19 protein-coding genes, 1 tRNA gene and 1 pseudogene are annotated in these 23,911 nt (G+C 59.8%); 10 read left to right on the plus strand and 11 right to left on the minus strand.

Annotated elements, in window-relative coordinates; translation table 11 throughout:
- Positions 1-261: 261 nt before the first annotated feature.
- From AC3EMP_RS28080 to AC3EMP_RS28105, 6 genes are all read right to left on the minus strand, one after another.
- The gene (locus AC3EMP_RS28080) at positions 262-2,802 is read right to left on the minus strand and encodes a helicase-related protein (protein ID WP_352712093.1); all 2,541 of its coding nucleotides are present in this window, start codon (positions 2,800-2,802) and stop codon (positions 262-264) included.
- Positions 2,803-2,872: 70 nt separating this feature from the next.
- Positions 2,873-4,870, minus strand: a complete 1,998-nt coding sequence (locus AC3EMP_RS28085; RefSeq protein ID WP_352712092.1) for a phospholipase D-like domain-containing protein — start codon at positions 4,868-4,870, stop codon at positions 2,873-2,875.
- Positions 4,867-6,240 carry a hypothetical protein gene (locus AC3EMP_RS28090; RefSeq protein ID WP_352712090.1) on the minus strand — a complete coding sequence of 458 codons (1,374 nt, stop codon included), beginning with the start codon at positions 6,238-6,240 and terminating at the stop codon, positions 4,867-4,869. Before AC3EMP_RS28090 ends, AC3EMP_RS28085 begins: the two co-directional genes overlap by 4 nt.
- Before the next feature lie 786 nt (positions 6,241-7,026).
- Positions 7,027-7,818 carry an ImmA/IrrE family metallo-endopeptidase gene (locus AC3EMP_RS28095; protein WP_352712088.1) on the minus strand — a complete coding sequence of 264 codons (792 nt, stop codon included), beginning with the start codon at positions 7,816-7,818 and terminating at the stop codon, positions 7,027-7,029.
- The gene (locus AC3EMP_RS28100) at positions 7,805-8,173 is read right to left on the minus strand and encodes a hypothetical protein (RefSeq protein ID WP_352712086.1); all 369 of its coding nucleotides are present in this window, start codon (positions 8,171-8,173) and stop codon (positions 7,805-7,807) included. Before AC3EMP_RS28100 ends, AC3EMP_RS28095 begins: the two co-directional genes overlap by 14 nt.
- On the minus strand, positions 8,166-8,768 hold the full coding sequence (locus AC3EMP_RS28105; protein WP_352712084.1) for a transposase: 603 nt from the start codon (positions 8,766-8,768) through the stop codon (positions 8,166-8,168). Before AC3EMP_RS28105 ends, AC3EMP_RS28100 begins: the two co-directional genes overlap by 8 nt.
- A gap of 199 nt (positions 8,769-8,967) precedes the next feature.
- Here AC3EMP_RS28105 and AC3EMP_RS28110 point away from each other — a divergent pair, with 199 nt between their 5' ends.
- The 4 genes from AC3EMP_RS28110 (at position 8,968) to AC3EMP_RS28125 (ending at position 12,690) form a co-directional block, all read left to right on the plus strand.
- Positions 8,968-10,077 (plus strand): multiubiquitin domain-containing protein, encoded by a 1,110-nt coding sequence (locus tag AC3EMP_RS28110; RefSeq protein ID WP_352712083.1) that lies wholly within the window; start codon positions 8,968-8,970, stop codon positions 10,075-10,077.
- Positions 10,074-11,471 (plus strand): ThiF family adenylyltransferase, encoded by a 1,398-nt coding sequence (locus AC3EMP_RS28115; protein ID WP_352712081.1) that lies wholly within the window; start codon positions 10,074-10,076, stop codon positions 11,469-11,471. Before AC3EMP_RS28110 ends, AC3EMP_RS28115 begins: the two co-directional genes overlap by 4 nt.
- Before the next feature lie 62 nt (positions 11,472-11,533).
- Positions 11,534-11,800, plus strand: a complete 267-nt coding sequence (locus AC3EMP_RS28120; protein ID WP_488494742.1) for a ubiquitination-like system serine protease family protein — start codon at positions 11,534-11,536, stop codon at positions 11,798-11,800.
- Between the two features lie 224 nt (positions 11,801-12,024).
- Positions 12,025-12,690, plus strand: coding sequence for a hypothetical protein (locus AC3EMP_RS28125; RefSeq protein ID WP_352712079.1), 666 nt, complete (start codon positions 12,025-12,027; stop codon positions 12,688-12,690).
- 265 nt (positions 12,691-12,955) lie between these two features.
- On the opposite strand, the pseudogene AC3EMP_RS28130 reads toward AC3EMP_RS28125, so the two are convergent.
- Both AC3EMP_RS28130 and AC3EMP_RS28135 read right to left on the minus strand, forming a co-directional pair.
- Positions 12,956-14,115 (minus strand): annotated as a pseudogene (locus AC3EMP_RS28130) (IS30 family transposase).
- A gap of 152 nt (positions 14,116-14,267) precedes the next feature.
- A complete protein-coding gene (locus tag AC3EMP_RS28135; RefSeq protein WP_081734773.1) occupies positions 14,268-15,254 on the minus strand; it encodes a 5'-nucleotidase in 987 nt (328 codons plus the stop codon).
- A 365-nt stretch (positions 15,255-15,619) separates the two neighbouring features.
- Between AC3EMP_RS28135 and AC3EMP_RS28140 the strand changes: the two genes are divergently transcribed.
- The 3 genes from AC3EMP_RS28140 to AC3EMP_RS28150 are packed head-to-tail and all read left to right on the plus strand — an operon-like array spanning position 15,620 to position 18,191.
- Complete coding sequence (locus AC3EMP_RS28140) at positions 15,620-15,994, plus strand: DUF3489 domain-containing protein (protein ID WP_352712078.1); 375 nt, start codon at positions 15,620-15,622, stop codon at positions 15,992-15,994.
- Positions 15,995-15,999: 5 nt separating this feature from the next.
- On the plus strand, positions 16,000-16,506 hold the full coding sequence (locus AC3EMP_RS28145) for a DUF2924 domain-containing protein (RefSeq protein WP_352712170.1): 507 nt from the start codon (positions 16,000-16,002) through the stop codon (positions 16,504-16,506).
- A complete protein-coding gene (locus AC3EMP_RS28150) occupies positions 16,503-18,191 on the plus strand; it encodes a recombinase family protein (protein WP_352712076.1) in 1,689 nt (562 codons plus the stop codon). The genes AC3EMP_RS28145 and AC3EMP_RS28150 overlap by 4 nt, the downstream gene beginning before the upstream one ends.
- A gap of 214 nt (positions 18,192-18,405) precedes the next feature.
- On the opposite strand, the gene AC3EMP_RS28155 is transcribed toward AC3EMP_RS28150, so the two are convergent.
- A tRNA-Ile gene (locus tag AC3EMP_RS28155) sits at positions 18,406-18,481 on the minus strand.
- A gap of 134 nt (positions 18,482-18,615) precedes the next feature.
- Here AC3EMP_RS28155 and AC3EMP_RS28160 point away from each other — a divergent pair.
- Positions 18,616-19,326 (plus strand): SIMPL domain-containing protein, encoded by a 711-nt coding sequence (locus AC3EMP_RS28160; protein ID WP_023672467.1) that lies wholly within the window; start codon positions 18,616-18,618, stop codon positions 19,324-19,326.
- A 267-nt stretch (positions 19,327-19,593) separates the two neighbouring features.
- Here AC3EMP_RS28160 and AC3EMP_RS28165 read toward each other — a convergent pair whose 3' ends face one another.
- Positions 19,594-19,938: a hypothetical protein gene (locus tag AC3EMP_RS28165; protein WP_023672466.1), complete on the minus strand. Its 345-nt coding sequence runs from the start codon at positions 19,936-19,938 to the stop codon at positions 19,594-19,596.
- Between the two features lie 220 nt (positions 19,939-20,158).
- On the minus strand, positions 20,159-20,605 hold the full coding sequence (locus tag AC3EMP_RS28170; protein ID WP_352712074.1) for a YcgN family cysteine cluster protein: 447 nt from the start codon (positions 20,603-20,605) through the stop codon (positions 20,159-20,161).
- 202 nt (positions 20,606-20,807) lie between these two features.
- Between AC3EMP_RS28170 and AC3EMP_RS28175 the strand changes: the two genes are divergently transcribed.
- Together AC3EMP_RS28175 and AC3EMP_RS28180 are read left to right on the plus strand one after the other, a co-directional pair.
- The gene (locus tag AC3EMP_RS28175; RefSeq protein ID WP_488494701.1) at positions 20,808-22,988 is read left to right on the plus strand and encodes an OmpA family protein; all 2,181 of its coding nucleotides are present in this window, start codon (positions 20,808-20,810) and stop codon (positions 22,986-22,988) included.
- A 327-nt stretch (positions 22,989-23,315) separates the two neighbouring features.
- A complete protein-coding gene (locus tag AC3EMP_RS28180; RefSeq protein WP_023672463.1) occupies positions 23,316-23,831 on the plus strand; it encodes a TIGR00645 family protein in 516 nt (171 codons plus the stop codon).
- Positions 23,832-23,911 lie beyond the last annotated feature (80 nt).

Genomic DNA, 23,911 nt, shown 5'->3' on the forward strand with positions numbered 1-23,911 from the left:
TTTTTTCAGAGGCCAGCGATGATGCTGCAAAAGCCTTCATAGACGCCAACCTCGCGCTACAACCGAAGTTTGTTCGTTGGCTGACTAGTAGTCAAAATCTGCTAAGTGCTACCGATTGTCAGACATTCAAGCGCTTGGTCCCTTTTGCTCATAGCCGCCGATATGATCCAGGACCGTGAGGTTCTAGTAGGTGTCGGACCGCAATATTTCATAGGTTGTACCAATATCAGCGTCGGGCCGTACCTCTGTCGAGCGCTGATTTTAATCCGTTCGAGGATAAGGCCAGAAATCCGGACTTTTCTCCTCCAACATCCGCAGGACTTTCATGTCCTCGTCGGTTAGGCTCATACGATCGATACTTGATACGACCTCTCCATGTAGCTGGGCGCGTTGTTCATCCCAACGGCTAGACAGGATCGACCAGTGATGCTCGTCATAGGTCCCACGAAATACGACAGGCCGGATCTCGATCTGCGGCAACCCTGCTTCGCCGGCCGCCAACGCTCTCTCAAGCAGGCGCGACCAGTGGCTGTTCTTGCGATCGACGCGACCGATCTGTTGCTCGACAACACCGGGATTCCATTCCAAATGCAAAAGGACAACGATCCGGCAGCTCTCGTGCAGGTTTAGGCCCTCACGCCCCACCATGGATTGCGCAACCAGAACATGCGGCTCGCTGGCGGCACGGTTGAAAGCCAATTGCACCAACCGCCGCGTAGCGGGGGGAGTTGCGCCGTAAAGCATACGGGCGAAGGAGGCCCGCGGGCTGTTGTATTCGGCGTGCAACCCGTCATGCAGACCCGGCCAGATGGCAGTGGCAGCTATTCGATCGACTTCACCTTCTCTGTTTTCCAGCAGCGCGTTCGTCACCTGCCTGAAAGCTTCGAGCACATCGCTGCGGGTGACTGCGGTATCTATCGGCACTAGTGGTTCGATAGCACGAGCCAAAAGGACGATAGACTGGGATCGGCGCTCGCTGTTTCCGATGGCGTGCAGCAGGGCGGACTGCCTCGTTGCCGCAAATTCGTTGCAATTGGCTACGAGCGCCTCGAGATGGTCGCGCAACTCCTGCCGGTACTTGGTGAATTCGCGATAGGCACGTTTCAGCTGTGAGTCGAGGGACTGACGGTCATATTCCATTTCAAGTTGCCTGGCCGAAACCACCAAGGCGTTCTGCTCGCTGTCTAGTGTGCTTTCATGCGGCCAAGGCGTTCCGCCCCTGACCGCTCGAAGTACCGCCCTAGCATTGAGGAGCTCGGTCAGGATGCGCATTGGTCTCGTAAAGCGGCCGAAAACCAGTACCTTCTCGCCGTGTTGGGTTACGGCTTCAATGTCCTGAATAACCCGGGCCATGACCGGATGATCATAAAGGCTTGCATCGCCATCGGCAAAGGATGCCTTTAAGGTTCGCTTCCAAAAATCCGCGCGTTGCTTGCGCTTGCTCGTGTCATGTTGTTCGCAATCCATCGCTCCATTTTCTTCTTGGTCGTCCTCGGCGGATTGAAGGCGATCCGACTCGGCCTCCTCCGCCTGGTGCCGACCTGCCTTGACCTGCTGACTAGCCAGCATATCGATGATTCCCGCTACTCCGTGGCCATTGCTTATGGTCAGCCTAGCCCGCGCCGCAGAGGTTTCGGCAGCTCCCTGTCCGATGATTGAGAGCGCTTCGGCGGCGAAGACGATCCGGCGCCAGTGCTTGGATAAGCTTTCGGGTTCGACCTCGATCAGTCGCCTACGACGGTAGTCCATCCCCTTCGACGCATGCGCAGCGAACTTCTTGACGATCTCGTCGCGTCGCTTGTCCCGGCGTACTACCCATGGAGCAAGTCGCTGCTGGAAGGCTTCGGACGCTGCAATGTAGCGGTCCCGCGCCTCTGCATCGGTACGCCAGCGCTGCCGCACCGCCGCAGCGGCTTCGCGGAATTCTAAAACGGCCGGCTCAATCGTCTTCCAGACTTCCGCATCCATGCCGACGCGCCGGAGCGTGCTCTTCCACTGACCGACTTCGAGTTCCACGGGAGTTGCCGTCATCCCAAGCACCCGAGCGTGCCCGCGACGCCGCAGGATTACCCGGCCGAGCAGGGCCTCAAGCTTGCCCCATTCGCTCCGCGTCTTGTGCGCCTCATCAATGATGACAAGATCGAAGGCCCCGAGCGCGAGGCCAAGACAGGACTCGAGCAAGCGTAGCTCGGAGGTATGGTTGCCAAACCGATCCGACCGAGGATCATCGAGCGCCGCGCGATCAGCAATATTGCGAAATTTCATCGCAATCTCATCAACGGCGTAGCGGGTCGCGACACAATTCTGCGTGGCCTTGCCGATCGCTTCGGCTGCCGCACTGGCATCCATGTGGGGCCATGGCGCCTGCGCAACCCCCTTCCGCAGACCAGGGGTCGCTCTGTGGACCACCAGCTTGAGTAGATCAGCACGCCACCGCGTCCCTTCCGATTTTGCACGCAGATCCCCGAATCGGTGAGACAGAATGACAATGGGGTCGTCCATGCGCGGCACGTGCTTGGCCTCGTATTCGCCTATCAAGCCGTCGAAGCTGCGCAGCATATCCCTACTGGCCTCACCGGCCCTGCCGAATTCCTCACGCCATTGCGGCGCAACCACTGGCGGCACGACAATGGCCACCCGACCACCGCATCGCTTGACGGCTAGTGCCAGTGCGACTGCGATGCGGGTCTTGCCCATGCCCACCTCGTCGGCGAGCACTGCGCCATGTTTTTTCATGGATGCGGCCAGAACCTTTAGGCTCGCGAACTGGCCCTCATCGAGATAGGCCAGCGGAACCGGCAATGCAGCGTCGATAGAGGCAGCAGTGGCATCCCACCCTACAAATGTGTTTCTCCTACCCGGCATGGTAAACCTACCCCTCAAATCCTACGAACTCTGCTACGCCCCAATTGGCCTCGGCGGCTTCAAGGGCAGCGTCAAGGGCCGCAAATGCCTGGCTGCTGGGCTCAACGTAGTCGGGCAAGAATGGCGGCTCGCGCAGGCATGTCAGTGGATTGACCTCCAGCGCCAGCAGGGCCTCAACTAGAGCACTCTTGCGGCTGCGGGCTGCATTATCGTTGCCGATCCCAGGTAGGCTCCCGAGTTGGATTAGCACGCAGTGAAGTCTTTGCGTCCAGCGCATCCAGTCCACATCGGGTACCATAGTCTGGCGCGTCGCAACCGCCTCGATCAGTTCCATGGTCCGGCGAATGGCATATCGCGCCTCCGAACGCGCTCCGCCGTGCAGGGTTGGAATTGACGCAATAGTGTCCGCATCCCCGTCATCGTCGGAGCCGACTTCGGGCATCGAAGGGAAGTGCGCCAGAAGCTCAATGGCCTGTTCGAGATCGATCGGCTCCAATTCACGGGCGGCAAGCCGCGAATGCTTGTCCAGCACCGGCACTTGTATCGTCGGACTAACCTTGCTCTGGCCCACGCCCACATGCGCAGGCTGTTCGTCCGCCCAGGGGAAGTGTCCCTCCGCGTCGCGCGGCAAAGCCTCACCGTCGAGCCCCATCACGATGAGGTCAGTCCTGTCCTCGCCCGCAGGCACGGCCAGAACATTACCCGTCACGTCTTCGGTCCAAAGCAAATGCGATACCGGAGCAGCGAGAAAGAGCGCTTCGCGCTCGGGCGGCCCTTCTCCCGCAGAGAGCGTAGAGGCGTCCGTGATCTGGGTATGCCAGTCGATGGGCAAGACTTTGCCGACATGTGTCACACCGGATCTCTTGTCTTCGTACCAGTGTAGACCATCAGCCGGCGTGATGATCCCAGTTTCGAGATTTCCGCCATTGCGTGGATCGAGAAGAAAGCCGGCAGGGGTCATGTTGCCCGAACCCAGATAAGCCCAAGCCGAACTGCACCGGTTGCTGCCCTGTTGCCAGTTCGCGGAAAACAGAAACTTGGCGTGAAGGCGTCTGTTATCCTTCTCCTTAAGCGGTGGCCGCAGCATCCAGCCTGCGTCGCTCATACTCTTAAAGACACGCTGATCTGCAAGGGCGGCGCAATTTTCGTTTTCGAAAATCATGGTGATCTCCGGGTTTCGCGTAAGCAGCTCAGCTTCTTTAAGCTTCTGGACGATGCGCGATGGCACGACAGGAAGCCCGGTGCCCAGCCCGCCCTCCCAGAAGCCGGACCCCAAAGCAAGGGTGTTGCGCCGCTTCGGCCCTGCCAGGGTAGCAACGCGCGCGACCAGTTGCGTGATCAGGGCCTGTCGCCTAGTGTCGAGGAAGCGCGGAGTCGTATCGGCCGCTGGCTTCAACTTGTCCAACCAGCGCTCCAATTCATCGAATGGCGCTCTCTGGGTGTTCGCTTTCGCGGCTTTGTCGAAAAGGCCACATTGATAGTATAGCCGCAGCCAGCGCCAGAAATCTCGCGCCGCAGCCATGTCGGTCACGTTCTGAGCCAGCTTGCCATCTGCGCTCGGTCCAGCAAGATCATCGGCGGTAACGTCCAACCGCCAGATCAGATCGATACTGTCCTCGGTAGTCTGCCTCGTCCAGTTGCCGGTGGTCAGCAGCACGCGCAAAGCCCATCTTTTCGGATCAGCTTCGTTCCGAAACGCCAGCAAGGCGACCTTGGCGTGCATCAGCCGGTAGGGCGGCGCATCTTTGCGGGATGGCAGGTGTAGCATTCCCGGCACGGCCCCCGGCACAATCTGGGGCTGCGAACGATCAAGGCACAAACAGACGTAAGTCCGGCCGCCATCGGCGCGTTCTCGCTTGCCCTGACTGGTGAAGCTTTCGACAAAGGCTTCCATGCAGCCGGCATCTGCAGAGAAGCCGCATACCCAGCCGGCATGGCCCTTCATACCTTGGGGTGGAGCGGCATGTTCGATAAGGGAATGGGAACGGTGCGGATCGGTCATCATCGCTGCCCCTGCGCCGCGATGAATGCGCCCAACCGCCCCTCGAGATCAAGCGTCAGGCGACGTAAATAAATCATGCGAACCGAGATGTCCGGCGGCAGCACGTCGCGCTCCGCGCGCAGGGGCGCGCTGCCCTCGACATCCGCTGGATCGACCTCACTGACGCTTGCGTCCTGAATGGAAAGCGCGGCCTCTTTTCGCCATGCGGACGTTGGCTCCACTACACGGCCTGCCACGCGCAGCATGTGGTTCTCGCGCTTCACCAACATAGTGATCGCGTGCTCATCCGGTTGCAGCGCCTCGTTGCAAAATTTCAATGCGTCGGTCGCTGCCCCGTCTGGTCCATGGCCATCCAAAGCGCGAAAACGGTGCGCCTGTTCGCGCCATTGCTTCAACGCATCGGAGAGCCTCTCAGGGACCGGTTGGGACAGATCGATGCGCTTGTGAGCGACCAGATACTGCTCGATCTCAGCGACGACATTGATGGCGGCATCGCGGGTCTGCATGAGCGTCGCCCCAGCACGCATGTCCTTCCAGTGATCCTCCGCGATCTCGGTCGGCCTAACCTCCCATGCGATATGCGGCTGAGCGCCGAATCCCTCCCCCGCATCAATCCTGCGCAGCCAGGCCATGGCATTCAGTCGCCGGTCGGCATCGATCGGAAAGGACAGAGCCTCGCGCATCACCTTGCGCGCCGCCTCTCTGATTTCAGTGGTCGGATCGAGTTGGACGCGTAGCGAAGACGTGAACTCGACCTCCTGACCACGGACCCAGCTGACGAGGCAGTCTGGCAAGGATTTGCGCCCATCGAAAACCGCATCAATAAGTTGCTGGCCACGTGCATTAATGGAAAATCCGTTGAAACGAGTCCCGCTGGCATCGACCAGACCCAACCCCATTAGTGCTTCCACGCAACCCATGCGCATTGGCTGGGTAACATAGGACGCCCGATCCTTAAGTGTCTCGAAACTCCAGGTCCTGTTGCTGTACTCCAGTCTTTGCAGCTTGCGCGGACCTCGCAGCCGCCAGTCGCCACGGGTCCAGTTGCGTTTCCTATATCCGAACCAACAGGCCAAGGCCTCGATTGCGTTTGTGACCTCGATCTTGCTGCCGGCAGGGGAGAACTCCATTGCTACCCGAATGCCCAACAAGGCAAGTGCTGCCTGGCGGATGAACCACATACCGCCGATGCCGGGCGCCGCCGCGTCGTTATAGAGCAAGACGGCCCGCCCCAACTCGAGCGTCAGTCTTCTGCGCGCCGGCTTGATGTCTGCTGGTGCCAGCATGCCCCAATATACTGTCATCGTGGAGAAATCTTCCGGTTGGGGATCTGCATAGGGCGATGGACCTGTAGCCAAGGCCTTATTGGACATTGCTCAAGCGCTTCAATTTTAAACTTTGACAGATCAAACTGCGTTCCGGAGCGCGTCTCCAAGCGATCATCATATCTTACACAGGTGTCCGCTCTTTTGGAAAACCGTTGGACCGCCGATCCTGCTGTTGGTGGCATCGACGGACTTTTAGCTCTTACACAACTGGCTCGCGATCGCTAGAGGTAGCGAGGATGCCGTCGCGCTCTAATCCGCATTAAGGCCTTTCTTGCCCATGGAGAAGAGCAAGGCATAAATCGAAGCCGCTTCTCGAAGCGGTGTTGTCTGCCGCCTATCTGTGCCGCAAGTACGACGTCTCGACCTATAATTTGGATGTCTCACTTCTGCGGGATGGCCCTCTCGGGGGCACGCCACCTCAAGGCGCTGAAGCGCGATACCATTCTCTCGAGCGTGCTGGGGGAAGCTGTGACTGCGCAGCACGAACGCCAAACTCGCCTTGGCAGATCAGCATCGCGTCGAATGACAAATCGCGCCCGGCAACCCGAGGCAGAACGGCTGTATCAAGTGCTTTAGCGCCGCCATAGCCATCGCCGTAAGGGACACCGGTCGAGTCCGCCATCACCCGAAGCTCCGCACATCATGAGCTCTGGCCTGCTGCCGGCCAAACGTCCAAAGAACTGCGCCTTGGGCAAAGCAGTTGCGCGTTTTCTGGCAACGCTACCACACCGGCAAAGCCCACAGCTCGTGAGCTTGATTCAACTTTGCCGGTGGTCTTTCTTGCAGACAGCTATGGAGCTAGATACCGCCTGCGCGGATTGAGCCCTGCAGCTAGAAACCAATCATCCGTTCCTGCAGCCGGAGGATCGTCACAACGCCCTCTTCAGGCACACGGAAAGACTGCTCCGTGATTTCGTATTGATCGACACCAGACCGATCGAACCACGCGTCAGCACCGATCTTTCGTGGAAAACCCTCGTCACGCGCCAGGGGGTTATGAAGTAATTCGAAGGCGAAGCTTTCCGAGTCAAGGTCCTCGCGCGGAAACCAGTAGCTTGGAACCTCCCTGGATGCCCTGAACCACTTCCGGCCCGCGCCGGCTTTGTGAACGACCATCATCACGTTCGGATAGAGATCGCTGTCGATCATCCGGATCAAGGTCGCCGTGTAGCTGCATTGAAACAGGCCAGCTACCGCCTTGAGGGTCTTCAGGTCTAGCTTCGGGTTTTCCTTGCACATCGCTTTGAACATGGACCAAGGCATGAGCAGATCGGCTGCATACTGATCCGCAGCCCTCTCCACCTCGTTGGTCTTGGAGAACCTGCCGATATCGGTAGACCGGCAAGCCACGGTCTGACCTCGGTCTCTGGCCCAATGGCCCAGTTCGTGGGCGATCGAGAACCTGCCACGGGCGGCCATGGTGCCTTCCTGAACGAAGACGATGCCTCGATCGCCCATACCGGTGATCATTGCCTCACAGCACTTCAGCGGCTTGTGCTTGACTTTCAAACCTACGTGGTAGGCGATTGCCTCAATGTCCAAATCGGCGGGGTCGACGATGCCCAGCGATTTCAGAAGTGCGTCTGGGGCGAGGTTGCGAGGCAGGGGATCAATCCTCTTCACGTTGATCCGCCTCCAACTCAGCGATCCCTTCCAAGATGATGTCGAAATCTCCGTCCAATGATCCGTCGCCGAAGCGAGCAGCGAGCGTTACCTGGGCAGACGCATCACCGGCCCGCGCGCGTTCGAGAAGCCGACGAGCGCCAGCGAGATCCAGCACTTTGCCCCCCTCCTGCTTGCTTGCCTGAACACCTGCCTTCGCGCGATCTAAACGAGCGCGCGCCAATCGCTGCTCCCCGGAAGCCAATGCGCCGTCGAACAGGTCAGCGTAGTTTTTGTCTTCCGCTTCCACCGGAGAGTCGTCGTCCAGGATGAATTCTATCAGATGATCCAGTTTGTCCTTTTTCCGGTCAGCCATGTGACTGTCCTTCCTCCGCGCTACGCACGGCAATGAAGCTTTTCAGCTCCCTGAGAAAGCGAGTGCGCAGTGCCGCGAGGCGCTTGGTGTCCACGCCAACGGCAATCTCCAGACTCTTGCCGCGCAGGCCTTCCTGAATACCCATTACGAGCAGCATCATCTCGTCGTCTTCGGCAAAATGATGCTCCAACTGGGTGTACATTTCCTCGACAAGAATCTTGTCTTTGACGGAGCTCGCGTCGGTTGCGTCTTCGACCTGAGATAAATTGTCCTGCTCGACGACTGTGTACCCGCCCTTGATCCGCGGCACCCTGCGGGTATCGCTCAAGAACATCTTGTCGGATGCGAGGCTCCTGATAACGCCGGCCAAGAATACCGCAAACGTGTCGTTCACGGGCCATTGTCTCGCTCCATCTGCGATGCGGACGTAGGCTTCGGAAATGAGCTCCTGTGCCGAGGCAAGATTGCCCCTGCCGGCGAAAAAGTCCGCGACCCTGCCCAAGTTTCGGGTGTCGGAATCTCCGAGTGACCGAAACGCGCCCAGAGCCTCATCTACAGAGTGATGCTCGACATCAACAACGTCAGCTTGATCCACCGATATCTCCGAGGATTTGGCAGTCTTATACCATGCCTGTCATCGCCACATTTTTCCACTCTGTCCTACCCAGATAAAGCCATGGCGCGCGACCTCGACGATTCCGACAAAAAATCCTTCGTGTCGGAATCCGCCGCCTCGTCCGCCCCGCTTCATAGGGACGGCTCGCCGTCATGAACACGAGCTTATGAGGCTTTAGATGACCACCAATGACAACAGTGTCGCGCAGGCTCGCGGCAACAACTCGACCACCATCAAAGTTGCCGGCACCGACCTGGTGTTCCGCGAGGTTCCGCTGGACACGGATACCCCCACCGGCGGCAAGATCGCCAAGGCCAGCGGCTTCACCGGCGACCAACACTCCTATGTCCTGCAGTGGCGTGAGGATGGCGATCTGGAGGACATCCGCACACACGAGGAAGCCGACCTGAGCAAGGGCCTGCGCTTCATCGTCGCCGAATCCAGCGGCAGCAACCGCATCACGATCGACAACGACGAGTACGACTGGCCGGCGGACGTTATCTCGGGGGCGGTCGTCCGCAAGCTGGGTAAGATGCCCGGCGACAAGCTGATCTTCCTCGAGCGCGAAGACGAGGCCGACCGACAGGTCCTCGACACCGACGTCATCCCGATCAAGCGCAATGGCGTGGAAGAGTTCAAGAGCCGCAAGGCGCTTTGGGAACTCATTGTCCAGGGCGTCAAGATTCAGTCCAACGTGCCGGAACTCCGCGCCGCGGACGCACTGCACCGGGCCGGTTTTGAGGACGCCAGCGCATGGATCATCACCCTCAAGGTCGAAGGTCAGCCGAAGCGCCAGATCATCCCGACCGACGTCATCGACCTGCGTACTCCGGGAATCGAAAAGGTCCGCCTAACCCCCAAGCAGGTGGACAACGGCGAGGCGCATCCCGCGCCCCGCCTTAACTTCGACCTCCTGCCGGTGGATCACGCATACTTGGACAACCTAGGGCTCGCCTGGGAGACGGTCGTCGAAGGTGAACACCGCTGGCTGGTCATCTCCGAATATCCGGTCGCCGACGGGTATCAGGTCAGCAAGGTGAAGCTCGCGCTTCTGGTGCCGCTCACCTACCCGCAGGCTCAGATAGACATGTTCCACGTGTCCCCGGCGCTGACCAAGATCGACGGCGGAGCGATACCGAACGTCATGCAGCAGGTCATCGGTGGCGTCCCTTTCCAGACGTGGTCGCGTCACCGTGGTCAGGAATCCGCCTGGAACCCCCGTAGCGATAACGTCGTGACGCATCTCGCGCTGGTGGAGTCCGCGATCGCCAAGGAGGTCGGGCAGTGAGCGGGCAGGATACGCTCGTACTGACGGGCGATGACCACCAGGCCCTGAAGGGGCATCTGATCTGTGGCGACGGCAACGAGGCCGCCGCCATTTTACTCTGCAAGACCACTTCCGGTGACCGCCGTCGGCTGTTGGTGCGCAAGATGATCCTCGTACCCCACGACGCTTGCCCGGTACGGACGCCGGTCCGAATCGTGTGGCCAGGGGATTACATCGAGGAGGCGATCGACCAGGCCGAGCAGGACGGCCTCCTCGTCATCCTCATCCACTCGCACCCAGGTGGTAGGCTCGAGTTCTCCGAAGTCGACGATGAGAGCGACCGCGCCACCATGTCGGCGTTGTTCGCCGCGTTCGGCGAGCAACACGGTTCGGCTATCATGACACCTGACGGTGCAATCCGGGCCCGCTTGTACGGCCCGCACAAGGGGAGCAAGCCGGTGGATCTGGTCACGGTCGCCGGCGACGATATTCGTTACTGGTGGAACGACGCGGTCACAGACGCCGAGCTCGCACCTTGGCCCCTGCCCTTCACCGGCGGCATGCGCGATCAGCTCGGACGCCTGTCCATCGCAGTTATCGGTGTATCCGGCACCGGCTCGCTGACGGCGGAGCAACTGGCGCGAATGGGAGCGAAAGTCACGCTGGTCGACTTCGACCGTGTCGAGCACAAGAACCTGAACAGGATCATCAACGCCACGCTAGCTGATGCCGAAGCAAACCGCCCGAAGGTGGATATGTTCGCCGCGGCGGTAGAGTCGTATCGTGGGCCTGGAGCTGCTTCGCCGATCGCCGGGACGATCGCATCCCGCGAAGCGGTGCTGGCCGTCAGCCAGTGCGACGTCATCTTCAGCTGCGTCGACACCCAGGAAGCCCGCCAGATTGCCGACCTCATCGCCTCGGCATTCCTCATCCCGTTGTTTGACGTCGGTGTCGTCATCCCCACGCGGAAGGTTGGTGACGATGGGGTCGCCATCGCAGACGTCTGCGGTCGCATCGACTACGTGCAGCCTGGTGGTGCCACTCTCGCCGACCGCCTAGTGTTCACCCCCGAGGGGCTTCGTGCAGAATGGCTGCGGCGGGCGGATCCTGACGCTTTCAAGGAAGAACAGGAAGCCGGGTACATCAAGGGCCTGGTCGAACAGGCGCCTTCCGTGATCTCGCTCAACATGCGTGCGAGCTCGAGCGTGGTGATGGAGTACATCGCGCGGACGTTTCCGTTCCGGCATGACCCGAACCGCCGCTTCGCCAGGACGATGTTCAGCTTGGCCGCGTCCGAGGAGGAGTACCTCGGAGAAGACGAGTTCGCCCGCGATGCGGCGAACGACACCGCGCGGGGCGACGAAGAGCCGCTTCTGGGTATACCCGCCCTTGGCAAACCCAGGGTGCACAAGTGATCTCGCTGCCGCGGTGGGTTCATCAGTTCTGGGACCGGTTCGGACCTGCCAGGCGACTTCAGGTGACCCAGGAGGACGAGCTTCCATCCAATATGCCCGAGCGCGACTTGGTGTTGACTCTGGACGATGGTGAACCATGGAGCGTCGGAATGTTGTGCCCGTGTCAATGCGGCGCGACTATCGAGATGCTTATTATTCCTGGAGCAAAACCTCGGTGGGACTTTGACCTGGACGCTGCGAGGCGTCCGACGTTGCGCCCCTCAGTCTGGCGAAACACAGGGTGCAAATCTCACTTCTGGGTTCGAAGGGGACGTATCCATTGGTGTTGATGAAGCCGCCGCGTTCAAGTGGCTAGGATGAGGTAGGTTTGAGCGAACTGAAAGGGTCGCGAAACAACGCAAGCGAGCATTGGAGAGTAAGATATTGGAAACAGGGTTTTTCATTTCTGTGCGCCTGCCAGCCCAATCTTCGAGTGAAGAAACAAGTTTACCCCTTGTGTCGGAAGAAAAAATGAAGCGATACTTGTACTTGAATCTACAGTAGCGAGGTATGTATGTCTGTTCTGGATATTCCTCTCCGAAAGGCGCTGCAATTGTTCTACGCACCACAGTCGTTGCGGCGATCAATTCTGAGGGAGGATATCCGGCTCGACCGAAAAAAAGAGGCCGGCGGCACTAGAAGCCGAGGTGGCGATTTCTATTTGCCTTTCTGGTCGGATGTCAAAAGGCACATATCGGGCGACGCTGATCTAACGCCACTGACTGATGACCGTATAAAGTCGAACAGGAATTTCAAACGACTATACCCGCTGCTGAAAGACGGCGTCCTCGAATTGCTAAGTGCGAAGTTGCGTTGGTCAAACGAACCTGTCGAGATCATCCCTCAAAGCGTGCACGGGAACCTGCGAATTGAGGGCCTAGGTGGCACAATTCGCATACGGGATGCGCTTCACGCGCGCGTCAGGGGAGAATATACTCGCGTGGTATACCCCTACTTCAGCGAAGAACCAGCGCTGCCCGAGGAGGGCGGAAGGTTGGGCTTATGGGTTATGCAACAAGCCCTGACAGAACTTGATCCAGGTGATATGCGTATTATCGACGCCCTTCGACGGACATTCTTCTCCCCCCAAACGACGCCGCTACAAGGCAACGAAGAGGCGGTTCTCCGTGAGAAGTACAAGTCGCTGATCGGCGAGTGGGAGCGTTTCAAGCATGAATGAGCGGTAGCGACGGCTTCCTTCCACGGAAGGAGACCACGAGAGCTTGATACGTACTCGGCACGCAGTGCCTTCACGTTGGATGACCGCCGAACGGTGTTCTCGCTAGTCCCCATTTACAATGCTATAGTCAAAGTTCGCGATAGTCAGTCTTGATAAGAGAGCCAGCGGTCCATTTGCTACCAAGTCCTGTTTCGTCGCTTAAACCCAATGGCAGCTCTTAGATTTGTCGACTAGACAGCGGAATGGCGGACATGAGGCGGTGGGTTCAACCGGTCACTGCAACACCTTGTGTAGCCTATCGGCGGGTGTTTCGAAGTCCAGGGTTTTTCGGGGGCGCTGATTGAGCCGCAGGGCGACGCTGTCGAGTTGGGCCTGCGGGACCTGCGAGAAGTTGGTTGTTCTGGGGAAGTACTGCCTGAGCAGGCCGTTGGTATTTCGTTGCTGCCTCGTTGCCAGGGACTGCGCGGGTCGCAGAAGTAGACCTGGAGATCGGTTGCGACGGTGAAGCTCTTATGACGAGCCATCTCCTTGCCTTGGTCCCATGTCAACGAGCGCCGCAGCTCTTGGGGCAATGTGCCGATTTTCTCGGCGAGGGCCGCCACGACAGTCGCTGAGTCCCTTCTGGCCAACTTCACAAGCATCGTGAACCGGCTGTGTCGCTCGACCAGGGTGACGATGTTCGTGTCGTTTGCTCCGGTGAGCAGATCACCCTCCCAATGACCTGGGATGGCACGATCCTCTGCCTCGGCGGGACGCTCGCGGATGGAGACCATATCGAGGATTTGACCTTGCCCCGTTCGGTTGCTCTGTGCACCTTTGCCGAGGCGCATCTGTCGTTTGGTGCGCAGATGGGCTGTCAGCTCCTTTCTTGAGCACCCCTCGCGACTGGATGAACAGGCTGCGATAGATCGCTTCATGAGATATCCGCATGCTTGGATCGCCTGGGTACGCTCGCTTCAGCCAACCCGCAATCTGCTCCGGCGACCATTGCAGTGCCAGCTTTTGCGCCACCCGCCACTTTAGCCGTCCAGAGCATGCCAGGCGACATTGCTTCGGGCGAAGCGCGCGCTGCCAAGCCTGCTTGTCGGCTCGGGTTGCTCGATACGCTTGGGCACCGCCATTGCGCGAGATCTCGCGACTGATCGTTGATGGGGATCGCCCCAGACTTCGTGCAATAGCGCGGATGGCAAGACCTGCCGCAATCCCGCGAGAGATCTCTTCGCGCTCCCCCAGCTCGAGCGCCGAGGCCGCTCTACGCCTTGCTGACGGAGCAATGCCGCCGTGTAAGGATACGATCCGCTGAACGCCGCCCTTGGTCCGGCGGTCTAGTGCCCGCGAGATCGATGAAATGCTCTGACCCTGCTTCCACCGCTCCCAAAGCTCGGCCTTCTGCTCCGGGGTAAACCAGATCCGTGACGTCACCATGCGACACCTCCCAATCCTCTCAGATTAAAGGTGTTGCGGCGACCGGTTGAACCCACCGGCGCAAAGCCGCCATTCGGCTTCCACTATGCCCAGATCGCATGCCGTCACGTTCGGACGCTCAGTCAAAGCGAACGAGATCTAATCCTGAAGAATCAGCCGGCCGGGATTACCGGCGCAGCCGGATCGTGAGGCCCGGGAACATGGCCGGCAGGAACCACTGCCGCCGCACCTAAAACGTGCTTCTCTTGATCATCAAAGAAAATGTGGGCCCCGAGCGCCTTCAGGATGGGTGCTTTCTCACGGCTGCCTACGAAGTGCGCCTCGTCAGCCGGTGTTCCCCACGCTCTCAGCGTCCGAATTACGCGCTCATGCGCAGGGGCGTTCCGGGCAGTGACAAGTGCGATGCGGACCTTACTCACGTTGCCCTCATTAAGGAAAACTCGGCGCAATGCCGATAACTTGTGGAGAAAATTGCCAAACGGGCCGCGCGCCATCGGATTGCTCGCGTTCGCGGTCTCATGCGCAAGGAAAGCCTCCAGGCCCTTTTCCTTGTAGATTGCGTCGGACTCGGGGCCAAACACTACAGCATCGCCGTCGAATGCGACCCGGACCTCGCCCTGGGGTGTTTCGGCACGATCCTTGGGTGCCAAGCCAAGCCGCGCAGCGGCTGCTCCGCCGTCCACCGCTCCTTTTACATCCGTGTCCGCGTTTGAGAGAAATAGGTCGATGCCCCAAGCAGGAACAAAAGGAGCAAGTGACCGCCCACTAGTAAAACTGCCTGTCTTGACGACAAGCCCATAATGATCGATCGACTTGAACGCTCGGAGAGAAAGGTCGGGCGAGTTCTGGGACAGAAGGATCACTTCAACATACGGAGCAGCCTCAGGATCGTTCAGCGCGAGTAACCGCTCGACTACCTCAAAGCCAGCACCCCTGCGGAGGATCACGTCCTCGCGTTCGAGCTGCATGGCCGCATACGACTTGACGCCGTAGTTCTCGAATACGCGATGTTCCTCCTCCAGATCAAAAAGAGCGCGCGTAGAGATTCCGATGCGGAGAGGGCTGGCCCTTAGCGTAGACCCTGGATCGCCATTCCCCTTGTCATCTTCGGCTGTAAGAGAGGCTTCCGCGATTTCCATTTGCCCTTCCTCCGATATTAAACCTGCGTAGGCAATGCCCTTTCTATATTTGACCTATTTCGGAAGAATTGAAGATCTGCGGTTCATTGCAGATCGCTGTCATTTCATCGCGGTTTCCTAACTTTTCAAATGCCAGATGGACTTGGGAGCATCGACACGTCGTGGCAAGGTTCACTGGTGTGGTCTAGGCCCTCGAGGCAGCAATATTCGACTGGACTTCATACGGAAACGAAGCATTGGTGTTGCCAGCGCAGCAGAAGAACAATGGATTAAGAACGAGCAGAATCTCCACCCCGCCGAGACAGCGGGCTTCGGTCAGTACAAGCGCCGGAATGGTCCGGGCTTCTAACTGACGGAGATTTGAAATGTCTATCTTCAACAACACCGCTATGAAGGCCGACAATGCGGAAGCCGCCGATACGGCACTCAGCGTCGACAACAGCACCCCAACCCGGAAGCCGCGCGAGAAGTCCGTGGTGACTGTCTCGGTGACGGTCAAGAAGGCAAAGAACGAAGCGCCCGCAGCGCCTACCAAAACCGACATCGTCCTCAAGAAGCTGAAGTCGGCCAAAGGCGCTACAATCCAAACCCTGATGGATGCGACGGGATGGCAGGCGCATTCGGTGCGGGGTTTCCTCTCCGGTACCGTCAAGAAGAAGCTTGGCCACGAACTGCTCAGCGAAACCGGCAAGGACGGACGAAGGCGGTACCGCATTGCCGAGGCGAAGACCGCCGGTTGACCTTGATGCGCAAAAGACAGGATCTGGATAGTGAGATCGCCGGGATCGGCGATCTCACTCGTGATGAACTCACGGCAGCATGGACAAAGGCCTATGGCTGCCCGCCGCCCAAAGGGGTCAAACGTGGGTTGCTTGAACGGTCGGCCGCCTGGCATCTCCACGCCAAGCGACTGGGTGGTTTGCCTTCGAACGTCAAGAAAACACTGGGAGCAGGCAACGCGCGCCGGTCCAACGTGAAGGCTGTCCAACCGAGCAATACTGGACCGGATCGCGAGGACGGTGTTCCATCGGTCCGAGCAGCGTCATCGGATAAGGCACTAACGTCGCCGCCACGATCCCTTCCGCCAAAAGTCGGCTCCCGTCTGGTGCGGGAATGGAATGGCCGGATGCACGTTGTCGAAGTGGTCTATGACGGCTTCGTGCTCGATGGCAAGACGTACGGATCGCTGTCGGCTGTCGCCCGCCGCATTACCGGCGCCCATTGGTCTGGCCCGAGGTTCTTTGGCCTATGACAGCAATCCCTCGCCTCAACTGCGCGATCTACACTCGCAAATCGACCGAAGAGGGATTGGAGCAGGAATTCAATTCTCTCGATGCCCAGCGCGAAGCGTGCGCCGCCTTCATCGCATCGCAGGTCGGTCTTGGCTGGAAGCTTATGCCAAACCACTACGATGACGGCGGGATTTCGGGCGGCACGATGGAGCGCCCCGCCCTGCAGCGTCTGCTGCAAGACATCCGGGACAAAAAAGTCGATGTGGTGGTTGTCTACAAGATCGACCGCCTCACCCGTTCGCTGATGGATTTTTCCAAGATCGTCGAGATCTTCGATGCCAGCTCCGTCTCGTTTGTCTCGGTCACGCAGCAGTTCAATACCACAACCTCAATGGGCAGGCTCACGCTCAACGTGCTCTTGTCCTTCGCCCAGTTCGAGCGAGAGGTTACAGCAGAGCGTATCCGCGACAAGATCGCGGCCTCGAAGAAGAAAGGCATGTGGATGGGTGGCGTGGTGCCCCTCGGCTATCGCGTCGAGTACCGCAAGCTGGCGATTGACGAAACCGAGGCACAAACAGTCAGACACCTGTTCGCCCGCTATCTCACCCTGAGGTCAGTGCGCGACCTTGTTGATGAGGCTGCGAGCGACGGGTTTTCCACACGATCGCGACGCCTCAAAGACGGATCAGTTGCAGTCACCATGCCGTTTGGTCGCGGCAACCTCTACCACCTGCTTTCGAACCCGGTCTACGTCGGCAAGATCAGGCACAAGGATCAGGTCTACGATGGAGAGCACAAGCCGATTGTCACGTCAGCCACGTTCGAGGAGGCCCAGGCACTTCTCGCCTCGCAGGCGCCGCGGCGGCGAAGCGATTTCAATGTCACGCAACCGCATCTGCTCTCCGGCCTGCTCTTTGATGAAGCGGGCGAGAAATTGCGATCGGTTCATGCCAACAAGCAAGGTGTTCGCTTCCGATACTATGTCTCAAAGCAGTTCGTCGATGAGCGCAGGAAAGGTTCCAAGGGCTGGCGTCTTCCGGCGCCCGCACTTGAATTAGTTGTTGAGCATCGCCTGAATCGGATTCTCAGTGATCAAGCCCAACTGTCTGATTGGATTCGGCAATGGGCAGACTCTGGCGAAATCCAGGCAGCGATGCGGCGAGTTGACGAGATGCGGTCGTGTTGGGCATCAGGCACCGCGGATGCGAAGCGATCTCTGCTTCAAAAGATCGTTCGCAGGATCACCCTCAAGCCCGTGTCATTGACCATCGAACTGGATCGCCGCTGCCTATCGGAGTTGCTTCTCGACCGGAGTCTGCCACTCAGCGATGGGGCGCAAATGATATCCATCGAATGTCCAATCGGCATGAAGCGGCGCGGCGTCGAAACGCGGATCGTGCTTACCGACGGATCCAACGTCAACCGGTCACCCGATGCCGCTTTGATCGACCTTCTGCGCCGCGCCCACCAATATCTCGGCCAACTTACAGACGGAGCCTACCGAAGCCTCACCGACGTTGCCATGCTCAACGGCACCGATGCATCCGAGGTCAGCCGCCTCCTGCCCTTTGCTTTCCTTGCTCCGAAAATTGCGGCCAACATCGTTGCAGGTGATCAACCTGTTGAACTAACGGCGCACCGGCTGTCCCGATTGTCGGACCTCCCCCTAGCTTGGACTGACCAGGCTGCACTCCTCGGCTTCTAGCCATCCGGCGAGCATCTCGCTGATCAGTCCACCATCGCTTTGGCAAACACTTGGCTAGGAATTCGCCCGACAGAGACGGACGACCAAAAGTCAGGTGTTTTCGGCGCTCACTGCGGCGTCTCAGCCAAGTGTTGCCCACTACTCGGCGCTAACCCACGGAAATGTCGGAGCTATTCTGAGACGGTCGAAAACCCCGAAAAACCAGGGGACTGGATGGTGGGCCCGGAGGGACTCGAACCCCCAACCAAGCGGTTATGAGCCGCCGGCTCTAACCATTGAGCTACAGGCCCCACGCGCGCTGGATTAGTGTTTTTCCTTGCGCGGCACAAGGCTTTCCGGACGGGCTGGCCGAGATCGCCCAAATCAGCCCATATTCGCGCCCTAGTCGACAGGCGCGACTGGATCGCACACCGAGGAGATTTTCATGACCAGACATATTTTGCCGCTCGCACTTGCCGCCGCGATCGCTTTTCCGGCGATGGCAAGCGCTGCCGATTCGCTGCCCCCGCCCCGCATCATCGTGTCGGGTGAAGGCCAGTCGACCGTGGCGCCTGACCTGGCGCTGCTGACGCTCAGCGTCATGCGCGAGGCCAAGACCGCACGCGCGGCACTCGACGCCAACAACGACGCCATGGCCGCCGTGATCGCGGCAATGAAGTCGGCAGGGATCAAGGACCGCGACCTGCAGACCGCCGGCATCCAGATCAACCCGCGTTACAACTACACCAACAAACCGGACGGCAGCCAGGAAGCCGAGCTTGTCGCCTACCAGGTGACCAACACACTCTCGGTGCGCATCCGCGACATCGACAAAACAGGTGAGATTCTCGACAAGGCTGTGTCGCTCGGCGTCAATCAGGGCGGAGGCATTTCGTTCTCCAACGAGGATCCGAAAGCTGCCGTCACCGAAGCCCGCAAGAAGGCGGTCGCCGATGCCATGGCCAAGGCCAAGACGCTGGCCGAAGCCGCCGGCGTCAGCATAGGCCGGGTGCTGGAAATCACCGACCAGAACGTTGCGCCGGCGCCGATGCCGATCAATGCAAAGGCCTTCGATGCGGCAGGCGCCGCGGTTCCCGTGCAGGCCGGCGAGAATGCCTACGCCGTGCAGGTAACAGTGACATTCGAGCTTAAGTAGCAGGCCGCCGGGCTGGGCGCGGTTCTGCTGAACCCGTCGGCCGGAACCGCAGATTTCCGACATGAAAAACCCCGGAGGACTGGCCTCCGGGGTTTTTCGAGCCGCACCTTTCCGCGGAGGGAAAGGGGCTCCTGGCTGACCCTAGAAGGGTCATGCCGCTACTCCAGGTACTCCAGGCTGATCCTGGCAGAGGAACATGCCTCCGGATCGACCTTCGCAGAAGGTCGTATCCCAGACTGATCTTCGCAGAAGATCAGTCTGGTTCTCTTAGCGATAGATAACCGGGCAGCCGCGCTCATTGGCGAACACGACCACTACGCGATCGCCATACTGGCGGCCGGCGACCTTCACCACGCGGCGATTGACATCGACGATGCGGACGCGGTGCAGGCCCATGCGCTCGGCCTTGTCGAGGGCGCGGTCCGGCGAGCAGCGGCGCCAATTGCGGTCACGGCGAAAGCCGTCCTCATCGTCGCCGGTGTAGACGCCGACGCGGCGGTCATGGTTGTTGCCGAAGCCGAGATAGATCGAGTCCGCCTGGGCGGGCACTGCGGCAAGGGTGCCGAGAGCTACGAGACCCGAAAGGGCTGCCGTCTTGAATGAGTTGAACATTGTCTTCTCTCCTTGTTGAGGGCTTGCGCCCGTCTTGGTCGAACCGATGGGGGGAGAATGCTCCTTGCAATCTGAACTCTTCGCGAACCGGCCGTTCATTTTCGGTTAATCTGCCCGACAGGTCAAAAGCAACCGCCCCTTCCACCGCTGCAAACGATCCTGACCGTCAAAAACGTCCAATGGCGCGGAACGCCCTATGGCAACGTCCGTTCCAGAATGCTCAGGGCTCGTCGTCGAGCATATAGTCGAAATAATCGTCCGGCTCGGCCAGATCGGTCTCACTGGCGCGGACGCGGCCGCGCATGGAGATGCCGGAATCATGAACAGTCTCGGCACTTCCCGACACCAGCCTGTGCCACCAATAGAGGTCGTGCCCCTCGGCAACCAGCCGGTAGGCACAGGTTTTCGGCAGCCACGTGATGGTGCGCACATTCTGCGGCGTCAGCCCGACACAGTCCGGCACGCGCGCCAGCCGGTTGGCATAGTCCGAACAGCGGCAGCTTTGCCCATCGAACAGCCGGCAGCCGACTGATGTCCAGTAGATCTCGCCGGTATCCTCGTCCTCGAGTTTAGACAGGCAGCATTTTCCGCAGCCGTCGCACAGCGATTCCCACTCGGTGGGCGTCATCGCTTCCAGCGTCTTGGTCTTCCAGAACGGCGTTTCCATTATGGGTCGAGATGTGGCCTCCGCATGCGGCAAGGTCAAGCTGTTGTGTGACTTCAAGTTCCGGCCGCACCATAGGAAAAACATGAAGTTGCCTTCAAAACGCCGGTCAATCGTCCTTGGGTGCGGGTAATGCCTGCAAACCGGAACCAATCCGGTCAAGGACAGTTTGGGCAGGGATGGGACCCCACAAGGAGAATTTAAGATGAAACGCCAACCACGGGTACTGGCAGGTACGGCACTTGGCCTGCTTATGGCATCCGCGCCGTTGGGCGCATCCCCGTTGCAGGGCAACGCCGTTTTCGGCCCCTTGCAGCACACGGCCGCGCCACTGATCCTGGTCCAGGACGACCCTGCTGCAGATGGTCAGCAGACCGACCAGGAACTGCCGCGCAAAAAGAAACGCCAGCAGGCCGAACAGGCAGCGCCGGCCGCCGAGCAGCCTGCACCGGCTGCAGAGCAACCCGCCCCTGCCGCCGAGGAACAACAGCCGCGCAGGAAGAAGCGGGATCAGCAGCAGACCGAGCAGGCCCCGGCCGAACAGGCCGCACCTGCCGCCGAGGAACAGCAGCCGCGCAAAAAGAAGCGCAATCAACAGCAGCAGATCGAGGCGGCGCCTGCGGACGAGGGCGGCGCCCAGGCAGCGCCGGCGACCGATGAGCAGCCGCTCAAGCCACGCAAGAAGAAGCGTGACCAGCAGCAGATCGAGGCAGCACCGGCTGAACAACCGGCCGAACAGGTAGCTCCGGCAAATGAAGAACAGCCGCTAAAGCCACGCAAGAAGAAGCGCGACCAACAGCAGATCGAAGCGGCGCCCGCTGAACAGCCGGCCCAGCAGCCTGCCGAGCAAGCAGCGCCCACCGAACAGGTGGCGCCGGCAAACGACAACAAGTCGGGCAAGAAAAAGCGCAAGCAGGATCAGCAGATTGAGGCCGCGCCTGCCGACAAAGCGCCAGACGTCAAAGTTGCGCCTGCCGGAGAGCCCGCGCCGCAGGCCGAGCCGATTCAGCCCCCGGCCGATCAGCAAGCGGCTCCCGCCGAAGGTGAACAGCCGAAGGATCAGGCGAAAAAGCACGGCAAAAAAACTGTCGGCGAACAGCCGGTGACGGGCGAACAGCAGCCTGCGACCGGTGAACCACAGCCTGCGGAGCAACCGGCCAATGCCGAGCAGCCCGCGCAAGGTGAGACGCCGGCGCAAGGCGAAGCCACGGCCAACCCCGACGAAGCACCCATCCTGGACAGCCAGAAGGATGCCAGGCGCAAGCACCGCAAGGACCAGGGCGGCAACAGCCAAAATGGGAACGGCCAGAATGCTGGCGGCCAGACGGGCGAGCAGCCCGCGCAGGGCGGCACCGAGGCGCAAGCCCCGAAGCCGGCTCCGGTCGACCAGGGACCGCCGCCCACCGACGACAAGTCAGCTCAGCAGGCAATTCAGCCAGAAAAGATCGCCCCGGTGACGGAGGAAAAAGGCAAACGCGTCGAGCGTGCACCCGATGAGAACGTCCGCGACCGCCGGCGTCCGAAAGGCGTCGACGTCGTCAAGGAACTCGGCGACCGCGTCATCCTGCAGTTCAACAACCAGACGATCGTGGAAAGCAATGACGCTCCGCGCATGCACCGCGGCGCCAGGAATGTTTACTATGAGGAACTGTCGGGCGATCGCTCTCGGGAAATCGTCGAGCGCGACAATGGCATCCAGATCGTCACCATCCGCAACCGCAATGGCGACGTCATCAGGCGATCGCGCATCACGCCGGATGGGCACGAATATGTGCTGAGCTATGTCGACGAGCGCAGCTATGACGACGACAATGACTGGCGCGATCCCGGTGACGACCTGCCGCCGATGCGGCTCACCATCCCGCGCCGCGAGTACATCCTCGATTCGGAAGATGTCGAAAGCCCGGACGATTATTACGAGTTCCTCGAACAACCGCCGGTGGAGAAGGTCCAGCGCCTCTATTCCATCGACGAAGTGAAGCGTTCGGCGCGCGTGCGCGACATTGCCCGTCGCGTCGACCTCGATACATTGAACTTCGAGTTCGGCTCGGCCTCGATATCCGACACCGAAGTGCAGAAACTGGAAGGCGTCGCCACGGCCATGGAGAAACTGTTGAAGAAGAACCCGGCCGAAACCTTCCTGATCGAAGGCCACACCGATGCGGTTGGCACGCCGGAAGCAAACCTTGCTCTGTCCGACCGGCGCGCTGAGTTTGTCGCCGAAGCGCTGACCAATGCCTTCGGGATCCCGCCGGAAAACCTGACCACTCAGGGCTATGGCGAGGAATACCTGAAGGTCAACACCACGGCGCCCAACCGCGAGAACCGCCGTGTCGGCATCCGTCGCATCACCTCGCTGGTGGCACCGGTGGCGAGTAACAATTGATCTGCTTTCCAATGGCTTGAGCAGCTTTCTGGAATCAGATCGACAACAAGGACCCATCCCGGCAGATCGGGATGGGTCGAGCTGCGGACAGCAATTCCGGTTCAGCAAGAATTGTACTGGTATTAGAACCGGCTCATTGAATAGAGCGGCCGCCCTCCCCAGATTCAAGGCTGGGCGTTCCCTGCCCCGTCCCGACTCCAGCGGGATGCATTGAACCCCCGCCGGCCCTCCCGGCGGGGTTTTTTTGCGCCGCAATTTGCCTTGCAAACCGCGGCAAGCTGACCGAAATACCCCAGTCGACCTCAGAAAGCTCACCGGAACCGCTGCATGAAACGTCTCGAACTCGCCATCGAATCGATCATCCTCGCCTCACGCTGGCTGCTGGTGGTTTTCTACATCGGGCTGGCCCTGGCGCTCGCCGTCTATGCGCTGTCCTTCGGCAAGAAACTCTACGAGTTCGTCATGGTCGCCTTCACACTCGACGACACCGACACCATCCTGAAGATGCTCGGCCTTATCGACGCCGCACTTGTCGCCTCGCTGGTGGTGATGGTGATCATCTCCGGCTACGAGAATTTCGTCAGCCGTTTCGACGACCAGGATGGCGGTGTGCACTGGCTGGGTACCATCGATGTCGGCTCGCTGAAGGTCAAGGTCGCCTCGACCATCGTCGCCATTTCCTCGATCCACCTGCTGCAGGTGTTCCTGAATTCGTCTTCCTATACGATCGACCAGCTGATGTGGCTGACCATCATCCATCTCGCCTTCGTCGTCTCGGCGCTGATGCTGGCCTATATCGACCGGCTGATGGGACTGAGCAAAGGCAAGAAGGGCGAGGAGTGATGAGCCCCTTTCTCCCCGTTCATGGGGAGGTGAGGCTGGTCCGCACAGCGGGCGAAAAGCCAATTGCTTGGTTTTTCGAA

The sequence above is a fragment of the Mesorhizobium sp. P160219 genome (genome assembly GCF_057786095.1).